We start from the raw sequence: 13,365 nt of genomic DNA, 5'->3' as shown, positions 1-13,365 counted from the left end.
TAAACTCTTATTATGTTAACGCGATAAGCCCTGAAATGCAGTTCTGGCGGACATTTCAGGATTATCCTGAAACAGCCCTTTCAGCTCCGGCACGCAGGAACCACAGTTCGTACCACAGCGCAGCTTCGCCCCCAGCGCGGTGACGGAATCACACCCTCCGGCAATCGCCTCCCGTATCGCCTCTTCCCCGACGCTGAAACAGCTGCAGATAATGCGTCCCGGATCCATCGCCTTCCCGACGCTCTGCCCGTTCAACAGGGCGTGGCGTGCTGCGGGCAGCACGGGGGGGGAATGAAAAGCAGCTTCAATCACCGTATGCGCCAGCGCCGGTAACGCGGTACCTTCCCAGAAACCCAGCATAAGCTGGCCTTCATGCCAGGCCAGCACGCTGCTGCGTTCACCGGTCTGCGCAACCTGCAGCTGCCAGCCCCGGCCGCTGGCGTATTCCATTACCCACGATAGCAGCGGTTTATCGCACGCCACCGTCAGGCGTAAAGCTTTACGCCACCAGTAAACCGAAGAGGGCATTTCCAGCCCTTCGCGGGCATAGAGTTCTCCCTGCCAGACGGGCTGCCAGGGCTGGATTCTGACGGCGGTTTGTTTACTCTCAGGCTGGCCCGAAACCGGATCGCAGCGCCCTTCCACCAGCGCATTCACCTTTCCCTGGCGGGCAAACGCAGCGTTCCAGTGCATCGGGGCAAAAGCGTTCCCTTCACGCTGGGCGTCGCTGATGCGCACTCTTGCTACCATGACGCCGCGCGGCGAACTGATGCGCGCCAGCTGGCCGTCGCACAGGGAAAACCGAACGGCGTCTGCGGGGCAAACCTCAACAAAGGGTTCGGCGATATGCTGCATCAGTCTGGCCACATATCCTGTTCGCGTCATGGTATGCCACTGATCGCGGATGCGCCCGGAATTGAGAATCAGCGGGTACAACGCGCTGACCGTCGCACCGTGCGACTGTGGGTCAACGGGAACAATGTTTCGGCACGGGAAATCCCCCCCAGGCCACTGCCAGGGATCAAGCCGCTCCCACTCCTCACGGGTTAACGTAGCCAGGTCATGAAGGTTTAACGCCCGCGCGCCGTCATTTTCAAAGGCCGTCAGCGCCGCATGCTCGCAAAAAATCTCGTGCGGATGTTGCCAGGCAAAGGCCTCGCCGTAGCCCAGCTGCTTTGCCACCTGCGCGACGATCCACCAGTCCGGCTTTGCCTCACCGGGCGCGGGCAGAAACGCGCGCTGGCGCGAAATGCGTCGCTCGGAATTGGTCACCGTCCCGTCCTTCTCTCCCCAGGCCAGCGCCGGAAAGCGAATATGGGCAAACCGGCTGGTGTCGGTATCATTCATCACCTCAGAGACAATGACCAGCGGGCAGCGCCCCAGCGCCTGACACACCGCGTGGCTGTCCGGCAGCGAGACGGCAGGATTGGTGCCCATGATCCACACTGCCTTCACCTCGCCGCGGGCAATGGCGTCAAACAGCTCCACCGCCATCAAGCCCGGCGTCTGCGCAAGCCGTTCCGTTCCCCAGAAACGCGCCACCCGCGAGAGATCGTCCGGCTCAAAGTTCATGTGCGCCGCCAGCTGGTTTGCCAGCCCGCCCACCTCTCTTCCGCCCATCGCGTTTGGCTGTCCGGTCAGCGAAAACGGGCCGCAGCCCGGACGGTTAAATTTCCCGCTGGCAATGTGAACGTTAATGATGGCGCTGCACTTGTCGCTGCCGCTGGAGGACTGGTTGATTCCCATGGTGTAGAGCGTGATGGCCCGGGGCACCGTCATAAACCAGTCGTAAAACGTACCAATATCCTGCGGCGAGAGGCCGCAAAACGCCGCCACGCGGGATATCGGCCACGCGTCCGTTCCCTGAATGACATTAAGCAGACCGACGAACAGCCCGGCGTCGCTACCGGGAGTGAGCGCCAGATGCAGGTCAGCAATTTCACAGGAGGCGGTTCTGCGCGGATCGATGACCACCACTTTCATCTCCGGATTGTTGTGTTTTGCCTGTACCAGGCGCTGATACAGCACCGGATGCGTCCAGGCCGCGTTTGAGCCCACCAGCACCACCAGATCGCTGTTTTCCACATCCTCGTAGCTGCACGGCACGACGTCTTCACCAAAGGCGCGCTTGTAGCCAACGACCGCCGATGACATGCAGAGCCGGGAGTTGGTATCAATGTTCGCCGCGCCGATAAACCCTTTCATCAGCTTATTGGCGGCGTAATAATCCTCGGTAAGCAATTGTCCGGACGCGTAAAACGCCACCGCCTGCGGCCCCCATTTGTCGATAATGTCCTGGAGGCGCTCGCCTGCGGCTCCCAGCGCCTGCGCCCAGGCCACCTCAGCACCGTCAACAACGGGGCGCAGCAATCGCCCCTGTAAGCCCATTGTTTCCCCCAGGGCCGATCCTTTCACGCACAAGCGGCCAAAGTTCGCAGGATGGGTTTCATCCCCCCGAACGCTGACCGTTTCACCGTCCACGCGGGCGACCACGCCGCAGCCGACCCCGCAGTAGGGACACGTTGTCCGGGTTTCCGTCATGAGGCCTCCGCACGCATTACCAGGGCATCATTACCGACCCACACCTTGCCGTTCTCAATTTTGACCGGCCAGGCGCGCACCGCGGGTTCGCCGTTCTCCACCTGACAGCCGTCGCGCAGGCGGATACGCTGCTTGTAGAGCGGGGAGATCACCACCGGCTCCCCCGCCGCATCGCCAAGAATGCCGCGGGAAAGCACGTTCGCGCTGCTGCCAGGCTCCCGATCGTCGAGGGCGTAAACGGTTTTGCCAAAGCGGAACAGCGCGATCGGCTTACGCCCAAGCCGCGCGCCGATTCCCGCCTGCTCGGGGATATCGTCGATGCCGCAGATTTCCTGCCAGCGCTTGCTTTCATCAGACGGCGCGACGTTCACCGCGGTGCGGAACAGCGCCAGACGGTTCGGGTCGTTAAGCGTGGTTTGCCATTCGCACTGGTAGGTTTCCACCACCCGGGCCATCTCCTGCTCCAGCTCGTGGGCGATGCCCAGGCTGTCGTTGAGGATCACCTCACGCAGGTAGTCGAGGCCGCCTTCCAGGTTGTCCATCCAGGTGCTGGTGCGCTGCAGGCGATCCGCCGTGCGGATGTAGAACATCAGGAAACGGTCTACGGTGCGGATCAGCGTGTCATCATCAAGATCGCTGGCGAAGAGATCCGCATGGCGCGGCTTCATGCCGCCGTTGCCGCACAGGTAGAGGTTCCACCCCTTATCGGTGGCAATCACCCCCACGTCTTTACTCTGCGCCTCGGCGCATTCGCGGGTACACCCTGAGACCGCCATTTTGATTTTGTGCGGTGCGCGCAGGCCTTTGTAGCGGTGCTCGAGCCTGACCGCGAGGCCGGTGGAGTCCTGCACGCCGTAGCGACACCAGGTCGACCCGACGCAGGATTTCACCGTGCGCAGGGATTTGCCGTAGGCGTGCCCGGTTTCAAATCCGGCTTCCACCAGCGCCTGCCAGATCTCCGGCAGCTGTTCGAGCGTGGCGCCAAACAGGTCGATACGCTGGCCGCCGGTGATTTTGCTGTACAGGCTGTAGCGTTTCGCAATCTGGCCGATGGCGATCAGCCCGTCGGCGGTCACTTCCCCCGCAGGCATGCGCGGCACGATGGAGTAGGTACCGTCCTTCTGGATATTGGCGAAGTAGCGGTCGTTGGTGTCCTGCAGCGGCAGGTGTGCCGGTTTCAGCAGATACTCGTTCCAGCAGGAGGCGAGCACTGACCCCACCAGTGGCTTACAAATTTCGCACCCGTGTCCCTGACCGTAGCGGCTAATGAGCTGGTCAAAGGTGCGGATATGGTTGACGCGCACGAGGTGGTAAATCTCCTGACGCGAGTACGGGAAGTGTTCGCAGATGTCCTTTTTCACCTCCACGCCCTGCGCCGCCAGCTGGAACTCCATCACCTGCTTCACCAGTGCGCTACATCCTCCGCAGCCGGTCGCCGCTTTGGTGCACTGCTTAATTGCGCCGATATCCGTTGCGCCCGCACTTACCGCCTGACAGATATCGCCTTTGCTGACGTTATGACACGAACAGATTTGTGCGCTTTCCGGCAGCGCTGCCACGCCGAGCGCTTTTGGCGCACTGCCTGACGACGCGGGTAATATCAGCGTTTCCGGCTCTTTTGGCAGGGCTATCCCGTTGAGCATCATCTGTACCAGCGTGGCGTATTCGCTGGCATCACCCACCAGCACGCCGCCGAGCAGCGTTTTGCCGTCGTGGCTGACCACGATTTTCTTGTAGATTTGCTGCGGGCCGTGCGTCCACTGGTAGCTCAGCGCCCCCGGCGTGCGGCCGTGAGCGTCGCCGAACGAGGCCACGTCCACGCCCAGCAGCTTGAGTTTGGTGCTCATATCCGCGCCGGCGAAGGTTTTCTCCTCTCCCGCCAGCGCGGCGGCGGCCACCCTCGCCATCTGGTAGCCGGGCGCAACCAGCCCGAAGATTTTCCCTTCCCACAGGGCGCATTCACCAATGGCCAGCACGTCCGGATCGGAGGTCTGACAGCGGTCGTCAATGCCGATCCCGCCGCGTTCGCCGATAGCCAGCCCGCTGCTGCGCGCCAGCGCGTCCTGCGGACGAATGCCGGCAGAAAAGACCACCATGTCTGTTTCCAGCTGTTCGCCATCGGCAAAGCGCAGCACCAGCCCGCCGCCCGCGGCGGCGATCTCCGTCGTTGCTTTACTGGTATGCACACCGACGCCAAGCGCCTCGATTTTCTTGCGCAGCATCGCCGCGCCGTCGTTGTCGAGCTGGACCGCCATCAGATTGGGCGCAAACTCCACCACGTGAGTTTCCAGCCCGAGCTGCTTCAGGGCATTCGCCGCCTCCAGCCCCAGCAGGCCGCCGCCAATCACGACACCGCGGCGTGAGCCCGCCGCATGCGCCGCAATCTTGTCCAGATCGTCAAGCGTGCGATAAACAAAACAGCCCGGCAGATCGTTTCCCGGCACGGGCGGCACGAACGGGTATGAGCCGGTCGCCAGCACCAGCTTGTCCCAGTGGGTTTCGTGCCCGCTGGCGCTACGCACCACGCGCGCGTCGCGATCGATAGCGACAATCTGCTGCGACAGGCGCAGCTCAATGCCGTTGTCGGCAAAGAAATCCCCCTCCACCAGCGAAAGCGACGCCGCGCTGCGGCCGCCAAAATATTCCGACAGATGCACGCGGTCATAGGCGGCATAGCGCTCCTCGCCAAAGACAACGATCTGATACTGCTGATGCAGATTGCGGTTAACGCAGTCTTCGAGGAAATGATGGCCGACCATACCGTGCCCAACCACCACCAGAGTAGGTTTTGTCATAGCGTTCTGTCCTGCAACCTGCGGTTGCGTAGTGAAACGATCGAACAGCCAGTCCGCGTGCGCGGGCGCAGCCGTTGCCAGTAAATCGGTAAATGTCGCCGCGCTGCGGCAGTCCCCCATCAGCAGCACGCCAGCCAGCGCCCCCTGATGGATCAGTAAGCGACGATAGTGACGGGTCAGCGGATCCCATGCGCTCCAGACCACATCGCCCTCCTGCTCTGCCGCGCGACCGAGGCTGAACAGCTCCACGCCGGTCACCTTGAGGCGCATGCCGTTGTCGGTCAGAACAAACGGCGCGCTGACGTCTCCGGCCAGCCGGGCGGCGAGGATATCCGCCTGCGCCAGACAGGGGGCGACCAGGCCAAACGTCTTGCCGTCAATTTCACAGCACTCGCCAATGGCGTAGACGTCCGGCACGGAGGTTTGCATCTGGTGATCCACCACGATGCCGCGCGCGCAGCGAATGCCGCTGGCCTGCGCCAGCACGACGTTGGGCTGCACGCCCGTCGCCAGCACCACGCGCGCGGCGGTGACGCTGCGTCCGTTCAGCAGCGTCACGCTATTCCCGTCAATCGCCGCGATGCCAGAGGCGAGCTCACAGCGCACGCCCCGCGCCGCCAGCGCCTCTTCCAGCAGCACGCCCGCCTTCTCATCCAGATGCCGCTCCATCAGCCACGGACCGCGATGAACAAGGGTGACGTTGTCCCCTGAGCGCGCCAGCGCTGCTGCCGTCTCAACCCCGAGCACGCCGCCGCCCAGCACTACCGCCGGACCGGCGATCGCCCGAATGGCCCGGATATCCTCCAGGGTACGGAATGTGAAGACATGCGGCGCATCGCAGCCGGGAATTGGCGGAACAAAGGGCGTTGATCCGGTGGCAAACACCAGCGCATCCCAGCCCAGCGTGCGGGCGGTGGTTTGCACTTCCCGCGTGTCCACATTCACGGCGAGCGCCTTTTCCCCCCGCAGCACCGTCACGCCCCGTTCCTGGTACCAGTCGTCATTCTGAAGACAGATCCCCGCCGCCGTTTTTTCACCGCCCAGCACCGGCGAAAGCTGGATGCGGTTATAGGCATGCTCCGGCTCGTCACCGATGACGGTAATAGTGAAACGATCGGCAGCACGCCCGGTGAGCGAGGCAATCAGCCGCGTGGCCGCCATGCCATTTCCGATAATGACCAGTCGCATCAACGCCCCCTCGCTACGCCGCTTTCGGCTGCTTTTCGTAGAGGAAATGCAGGATCTGCTGGCGCATGTGGTGATAGCGGCTGTCGTCGGCCAGCTGCACCCGGTTACGCGGGCGCGGCAGGTCAACGTGCAGGATCTCCCCGACGGTCGCCGCCGGGCCGTTGGTCATCATCAGCACGCGATCGGAGAGCAGCACCGCTTCGTCCACGTCGTGGGTAATCAGCACGATGGTGGTGTTCAGCGCCTGCTGGATCTGCATCACCGAGTCCTGCAGATGGGCGCGCGTCAGCGCATCCAGCGCGCCGAAGGGTTCATCCATCAGCAGGACTTTCGGCTTCATCGCCAGCGCGCGGGCAATCCCGACGCGCTGCTTCATGCCGCCGGAGATCTCCCCCGGGCGCTTGTGCAGGGCGTGCCCCATCTGCACGCGGTCGAGGTTGTGCTCAATCCACTCCCGGCGCTCCGCCTTGCTCATGCTGTGGCGAAACACGTGATCTACCGCCAGGGCCACGTTGTCGAAGCAGGTGAGCCACGGCAGCAGCGAATGGTTCTGGAATACCACCGCGCGCTCCGGACCCGGCCCGGCAATTTCGCGGTTGTCGCAAATCAGCCCGCCTTCCGTCGGCAGCGTGATCCCAGCGATAAGGTTCAGCAGCGTCGATTTACCGCAGCCGGAGTGCCCAATCAGGCTGACGGTTTCGCCCTCATGGATATCAAAGGAGACGTTCTGCAGCGCCAGAAATTCGCCGCTGGCGGTGGAAAAACGCTGGCTCACGGCCTGGACCTGGATTAATGGTTTCATGTTCGCTCCTTATTTTTCCTGCCAGCTAAAGCGACGGGCGATCAGCATCAGCCCCTGCTCCAGCAGCAGCCCGACCACGCCAATGATGACGATGGCGATGAGAATGTTTTCGACGTTGAGGTTGTTCCACTCGTTCCAGATCCAGAAACCGATCCCTAAACCGCCGGTCAGCATCTCGGCGGCGACAATCACCAGCCAGGCGATGCCGATGGAGAGGCGCACCCCGGTCAGCACCGCGGGCAGCACCGCCGGGAAGAGAATGCGGCGCATGATGGTCCACTCGGAAAGCTGCAGCACCCGGGCCACGTTGAGGTAGTCCTGCGGAATGCGGCGCACGCCTTCGGCGGTGTTGATCACCATCGGCCAGATGGAGCAGATAAAAATGGTCCAGCTCGACGCGGGCTCCGCTTTCTGGAACAGCAGCAGGCCGATGGGCAGCCAGGCCAGCGGGCTAACCGGGCGTAACAGCGCGATCAGCGGGCCGAACATGCGCGAAAAAAAGGTGAAGCGGCCAATCAGGAAACCGAGCGGGATCCCGGCGAACGCGGCCAGGCCAAAGCCCACCGCCACGCGCTGTAATGAGGCGAGCACGTTCCAGCCGATGCCCATGTCGTTTGGGCCGTCGCGATAAAACGGATCGGCAAACAGGGTAATAGCGGAATCGAGCGTGCTGAGCGGCGTCGGGAAACCTTTGCTGTTAATCGCCGCCAGCTGCCAGAGCACCACCAGCAGTCCCAGCCCCAGAAAAGCCGGAATGATGCGCTGAAGGATCGCGTTAATCCGACGCGCAAACGTCGGCGTACGGCGGCGAACCTGCACCGGAGGCAGGACAATCACCTCTCCACTCTCCGGCGTCTCGTGTGATTTTGTCTTTTGCAGATGCTGCATAATCAGGCCCCTTTACGGTGAATGGCGAAACGGCTGGCGTATCTTTCCGGGTCGGTACCGTTCCAGACGGTGCCGTCCATCAATGTGCTGCTGCGTAGTGGTGAAGTCGGTGTGGTAATGCCCCCCACCGCCGTGGCGGCATCCTGCCAGACCGCCGTCTGGTTAATGCGTTGTGCGATGCCCGCATAGTCCGGGGCGGCTTTGAGCAAGCCCCAGCGGCGGAACTGGGTTAAGAACCACATGCCGTCGGAGAGATACGGGTAGCTGACGGCCCCCTCGTTGAAGAAGCGGATCGGGTGCGCGTCCTGCCAGCGCTGGCCCAGGCCGTTGTCGTACTCGCCGAGCATGCGTCCGGTGAGATACTGCTCTTTGCAGTTGAGCCACGCCCGGCGGGAGAGGATCTGCGCGGTTTCGCGTTTGTTTTCCGGGGAGGCCTCAATCCAGCGCGCCGCCTCCAGCACTGCGCTCACCAGCGCCCGGGCGGTGTGCGGGTTTCTCTCCACCCAGTCGCGACGCGTCCCGAGGATTTTTTCCGGATGGTCGGCCCAGACAGACTGCGACGTGGCGGCGGTAAAACCGATGCGGTCGTTGATGGCACGCGCGTTCCACGGCTCGCCGACGCAAAAGCCGACCATGTTGCCAATGCGCATGTTCATCACCATCTGCGGCGGCGGCACCACCACCGTGCGCACGTCGTCAAAGGGGTGAATGCCCGCGCTGGCCAGCCAGTAGTAGAGCCACATGGCGTGCGTCCCGGTCGGGAAGGTGTGCGCGAAGGTATAGGTGCCAGGCGCCTGCTGCCCAATCCGCTTTTTCAGCCCGTCAAGGTCATGAACGCCCTTCTCTGCCAGATCGCTGGAGAGCGTAATCGCCTGACCGTTCTGGTTGAGGGTCATCAGGTTAGCCATCTGCTGTGGCTTGCCGGCGATGCCCAGCTCCAGTCCGTACAGCAGGCCGTAAAGAATGTGCGCGGCATCGAGTTCGCCCGCCACCAGCTTGTCGCGCACCGCCGCCCAGCTCGCCTCTTTGGTGGGCACGATGGTAATACCGTATTTTTTATCAAACCCTTTCAGCGCCGCGATAACCACCGGGGCACAGTCGGTCAGCGGGATAAACCCGATGCGCACTGTTTCCTGCTCCGGTTTATCCGAGCCTGCCGCCCATGCGGCCTGCATGACACCCGGCAACAGCATTGCACCACTCGCCAGCATGCTGGCCTGCAAAAAACGCCGTCTCGACAAATCCGCCATGACCACTCCTGAAAAAAAACCAAAAAAAAGCGCCCACGGTGCCGAAGCACCAGTGGACGCCTTTATCCCGAAGACGGATGCACCGCCGTTGGCGCATCGTCAAAAATGGTTAATCTGATAATGCAAAGTGAATGCCAGGTTTTAACACACTGTTTCTTGCGGCGCTTACCGTTATTCCCTCGCCTTTACGCACCGCAAACAGGCATAAAATGCCCACTGACCGTGCAGCTACTCCTTTGGTGTTACCTGCCATACATTCTTCACCATGAGCAGCGCGCGGGCGATATCCACCATCCTTTGGTTTTTGTCCATCGCCATTTTGCGCAGCGCCGTCCAGGCCTGTTCCTCACTCATATTCTGGTGGGTCATCAGCACGCTCTTCGCTTTATCAATGATTTTGCGCTCTTCAAGCGTATCGCGCAGCGACGCAAGCTGACGTGAGAGCTGCTCTATCTCGCGCGCCTGCTGGCGAACCAGGGTAAGCAACGGTTTTTCCGGATAGCGGATCGGCGGGTCATCCTGTTCATCGCCGGGGAGCGCGTACTCATCGTCACGGTGAATGCATTCGTCCACCGCGACCATCAGATCGGCGATGATCGTCTCCTCCAGCGTGCGCAGATGCTCAAGGCGCGCGGTTTGCAGAGCAAACCAGGCCAGCGCCGTAAGGCCGTTATCGGCGGCGGGCTGGCGGGTACAGGCCACGCGCCGGAGCTGCTCCGTTTCACGATCGGGCTGACAGTGCATTGAAAAGGTGGTCTGAACGTCAGCGGCGCTGTGTGAGAGAAAGATCTCAAAGCAGGCCTGCTGCCCGTCAATGCGGTCAACCAGCCTCTGACGAGTCACATCATCGAAAAAACCCTGCGTGAAGCCAATCGCCCCCAGCGCCCGCTCCTGTCCCGCCAGCTCTTTGCCCTGCATCAGGCTATAAAGCGCGACAAAACGTCCTGCGATTTGCGGATCGTCAATGCTGTCATTAAGCTGCGGCACGATACTGAGCAGATGGCGAAGCATGCGGGAGTAGTGTTCCATCGCCTGGGGTGCCGTTACCGTCTGCTGAATCACACCGTCACGCAGCGCGGGAAGCGTATCCAGGCTCAGGAGCGCGCCGCCGATGCGTTCACAGACGGCACTTCCCGGAATCGGCGACTGTGTTTCAAGAATGCCGTAAAGGGCTGCGAGGTTTTCATCCACCAGCGCCCGGCTGGCTTTGCATTCGGGAGCGTACAGCTTGCCCTGTGAGCAGAGCCAGACGTTGGACGCCCCGCGCTCGCACTGTAACATGTGCACCAGTTGGCTAATGCCGTGCACAAGCACGCCCAGCTGTGCCAGCTTGCTGAACTGCTCCCGGCGCATCATCCTTGCGCGCTGGAGCCATTCGTTAGCCCCTGGTGAAATGCCAGCCATTAATGTCATGCTTACTCTCCGGAACAGCGAAACCCGTGAAAGCTAAGCAATATTCGTGCCTTTATAAGAACAGGAGTCAACATGCAGAAGATTGTGATCGTCGCCAACGGTGCGGCCTACGGCAGCGAATCCCTTTTCAACAGCCTGCGCCTGGCGATCGCGCTACGTGAAAAAGAGAGCGATCTGGCGTTACGCCTCTTTTTAATGTCGGACGCCGTCACCGCCGGGCTGAAGGGACAAAAGCCGGCCGAGGGCTATAACATTCAGCAGATGCTGGAGATCCTGACCGCACAAAACGTGCCGGTGAAGCTGTGCAAAACCTGCACCGACGGGCGCGGTATCACCGGACTGCCGCTGATTGATGGCGTAGAAATTGGTACGCTGGTTGAACTGGCCGAGTGGACGTTGTCCGCTGATAAAGTATTAACTTTTTAATAATAAACCCGTAAAAATATTATTTTCTTATGGACGCGGTTTCAGCATCAAGTTTACCTGCGGGGTTGCCGATAGGCATGGAAACAACACAGCAGGTATTTCACTTATGTTCAGATCGATTCGTGCACGCATCATCGCGGCGACGGCAGGCTGTCTGGTCGTCGCCCTTCTCCTCAATACCGTTATTAACTTCCAGGTCACACGCCAGGATAACCAGCAGTCACAGCGCGATATCCTGACCAGCACCAGCGCCAGCCATAACATGGCGATTGCCGACTGGGTAAAAAGCAAGATGACGGTTATCGCCTCTGCCCAGACCGTTGCGCTGAGTGACGACCCGGTTCCGGTGTTTAAACAGCTTGCGCAGGCGGGTGGATTCACCAACGTTTATGTCGGCTACGCCAGCAAAACGGCGAAATTCTCTGAGCCCGCGGGCGTACCTGCGGATTATGACCCGACCATTCGCCCGTGGTATCAGCAGGTGGTCAGCACGGACGGCCCGGTCGTCACCGCGCCTTACGTTGATGCCGGTACCGGTAAACTGGTGGTGACTTTCGCCGTGCCGGTGAAAGAGAATGGCGCCCTGAAAGCGGTGGTGGCGGGCGATGTGGCCATGGACAGCGTGGTGGCGAACGTGCGCGGGATCCATCCAACTCCGTCCAGCAGCGGCTTGCTTCTGAACAGTGACGGCAGCGTGATTGCGGCTAACGATCCGGCTCTGACGCTTAAACCGTTTGCTGAGACCATCAAAGGCATCGATTTTGCTGCGCTGAAAAGCGGTAACCTTGTCGACGGTACGCTGAACGACGTCGAAAAAACCTTCGTGGCAACCGCCGTGCCGGGCACAAACTGGCTGCTGGTCGTCGCCCTCGACAACGGTGATGCCACCTCCGGCATGCGTTCCCTGCTTAAAGCCTCGGCGATTTCGCTGGTGATCCTGGCGCTGCTGAGCGCGGCCATTGTTCACCTCCTGATTGCCCGTCTGCTGAAGCGCCTGTCTGACATTCGCGACGCGATGCACAACATTGCCAACGGGACTAACGACCTGTCGCAGCGTCTGCCTGACAGCGGTGAGGACGAGGTGGCGCAGATTGCCCAGGCCTTTAACGCCTTCAGCGATAAGCTGTCGGTGGTGATGGTGCAGCTCCGTGATGCCAGCGAGTCGGTGAAAAACGCCGCTCAGGAGATTGCGGCGGGTAACCAGGATCTCTCCGGACGTACCGAGCAGGCGGCGTCCAGCCTGCGCGAGACGGCCAGCGCCGTGGAGCAGATCACCGCCTCCGTGACGCAGTCGAACGAATCGGCGGCGGAAGCAAATGACCAGGCGAGCAAGGCCTCCGCGGCCGCGGCGCGCGGCGGCGAGGTGGTATCCCAGGCGATCAGCACCATGCAGTCCATCGAAGTCGCGTCGGCTAAAATTGGCGACATCACCAGCGTGATTGACGGCATCGCGTTCCAGACCAACATTCTGGCGCTGAACGCCTCCGTCGAGGCGGCCCGTGCCGGCGAGCAGGGGCGCGGGTTTGCCGTGGTGGCGGGCGAAGTGCGTAACCTGGCGAGCCGCAGCGCCCAGGCGGCGAAAGAGATCAAATCGCTGATTGATTCCACCACCGACAGCGTGGCCACCGGCTCCCGCTACGTGCATCTGGCCGGGGAAAGCATGGACGAGATCCGCTCCAGCATCGGCAGCGTCTCCGGCATCATGCGCGAAATCTCCATCGCCACCAGCGAGCAGATGAAAGGCATTCACGAAATTAACCACGCGGTGACCCACCTCGACCGCATGGTCCAGCAGAACGCCGAGCTGGTGGTGCAATCCGCCGCCGCTGCGGGCGCCCTGCAGAGCCAGGCGGGCGACCTTGCTGAAACCGCCGGCCATTTCCGCATTTAATTTTCTACTGGCGCGCGTTTAGCGGGTAAAACGCGCGTCAGCTGAAATTTTGAGGAATTTTGTCATTTTTGTTTAATCGTTATGCCATTTTTTGATCAAAATCAGCATCCCTCCCCCTCCCCTTTGGTGTTATGCCATGAGTGAATTGTGAACAACATCACGCTCGGATAT

8 protein-coding genes are annotated in these 13,365 nt (G+C 61.4%); 2 read left to right on the top strand and 6 right to left on the bottom strand.

Going from position 1 to position 13,365, the window contains the following annotated elements; genetic code table 11:
- Window positions 1-15: 15 nt before the first annotated feature.
- From FHC52_RS07065 to nasR, 6 genes are all read right to left on the bottom strand, one after another.
- The gene (locus FHC52_RS07065) at window positions 16-2,541 is read right to left on the bottom strand and encodes a nitrate reductase (RefSeq protein ID WP_126288942.1); all 2,526 of its coding nucleotides are present in this window, start codon (window positions 2,539-2,541) and stop codon (window positions 16-18) included.
- A complete protein-coding gene (gene nirB, locus FHC52_RS07060) occupies window positions 2,538-6,524 on the bottom strand; it encodes a nitrite reductase large subunit NirB (RefSeq protein ID WP_220419988.1) in 3,987 nt (1,328 codons plus the stop codon). Before nirB ends, FHC52_RS07065 begins: the two co-directional genes overlap by 4 nt.
- 13 nt (window positions 6,525-6,537) lie before the next feature.
- Complete coding sequence (locus tag FHC52_RS07055; protein WP_021240347.1) at window positions 6,538-7,326, bottom strand: ABC transporter ATP-binding protein; 789 nt, start codon at window positions 7,324-7,326, stop codon at window positions 6,538-6,540.
- Between the two features lie 9 nt (window positions 7,327-7,335).
- Window positions 7,336-8,214: a nitrate ABC transporter permease gene (gene ntrB, locus FHC52_RS07050; RefSeq protein WP_008499525.1), complete on the bottom strand. Its 879-nt coding sequence runs from the start codon at window positions 8,212-8,214 to the stop codon at window positions 7,336-7,338.
- 2 nt (window positions 8,215-8,216) lie between these two features.
- Entirely contained in the window at window positions 8,217-9,464 is a 1,248-nt protein-coding gene (locus tag FHC52_RS07045) for a CmpA/NrtA family ABC transporter substrate-binding protein (protein WP_031274932.1), read from the bottom strand.
- Window positions 9,465-9,692: 228 nt separating this feature from the next.
- Window positions 9,693-10,877 (bottom strand): nitrate regulatory protein NasR, encoded by a 1,185-nt coding sequence (gene nasR / locus FHC52_RS07040; protein ID WP_220419987.1) that lies wholly within the window; start codon window positions 10,875-10,877, stop codon window positions 9,693-9,695.
- Between the two features lie 72 nt (window positions 10,878-10,949).
- On the opposite strand from nasR, the gene FHC52_RS07035 reads away from it, so the two are divergent.
- Both FHC52_RS07035 and FHC52_RS07030 read left to right on the top strand, forming a co-directional pair.
- Window positions 10,950-11,303, top strand: coding sequence for a DsrE/DsrF/TusD sulfur relay family protein (locus FHC52_RS07035; RefSeq protein ID WP_008499522.1), 354 nt, complete (start codon window positions 10,950-10,952; stop codon window positions 11,301-11,303).
- A 106-nt stretch (window positions 11,304-11,409) separates the two neighbouring features.
- On the top strand, window positions 11,410-13,194 hold the full coding sequence (locus FHC52_RS07030) for a methyl-accepting chemotaxis protein (protein WP_008499521.1): 1,785 nt from the start codon (window positions 11,410-11,412) through the stop codon (window positions 13,192-13,194).
- The last annotated feature ends 171 nt before the right edge of the window (window positions 13,195-13,365 follow it).

It is taken from the genome of Enterobacter sp. EC_64 (genome assembly GCF_019584165.1).
Taxonomy (GTDB): Bacteria; Pseudomonadota; Gammaproteobacteria; order Enterobacterales; family Enterobacteriaceae; genus Enterobacter; species Enterobacter roggenkampii.
This window is presented reverse-complemented; position numbering and strand designations above follow the sequence as displayed.

Bases quoted from the DNA above. Each gene is read 5' to 3' on its own strand.
- FHC52_RS07065 (WP_126288942.1), bottom strand. From the start codon at position 2,541: ATGACGGAAACCCGGACAACGTGTCCCTACTGCGGGGTCGGCTGCGGC.
- nirB (WP_220419988.1), bottom strand. From the start codon at position 6,524: ATGCGACTGGTCATTATCGGAAATGGCATGGCGGCCACGCGGCTGATT.
- FHC52_RS07055 (WP_021240347.1), bottom strand. From the start codon at position 7,326: ATGAAACCATTAATCCAGGTCCAGGCCGTGAGCCAGCGTTTTTCCACC.
- ntrB (WP_008499525.1), bottom strand. From the start codon at position 8,214: ATGCAGCATCTGCAAAAGACAAAATCACACGAGACGCCGGAGAGTGGA.
- FHC52_RS07045 (WP_031274932.1), bottom strand. From the start codon at position 9,464: ATGGCGGATTTGTCGAGACGGCGTTTTTTGCAGGCCAGCATGCTGGCG.
- nasR (WP_220419987.1), bottom strand. From the start codon at position 10,877: ATGACATTAATGGCTGGCATTTCACCAGGGGCTAACGAATGGCTCCAG.
- FHC52_RS07035 (WP_008499522.1), top strand. From the start codon at position 10,950: ATGCAGAAGATTGTGATCGTCGCCAACGGTGCGGCCTACGGCAGCGAA.
- FHC52_RS07030 (WP_008499521.1), top strand. From the start codon at position 11,410: ATGTTCAGATCGATTCGTGCACGCATCATCGCGGCGACGGCAGGCTGT.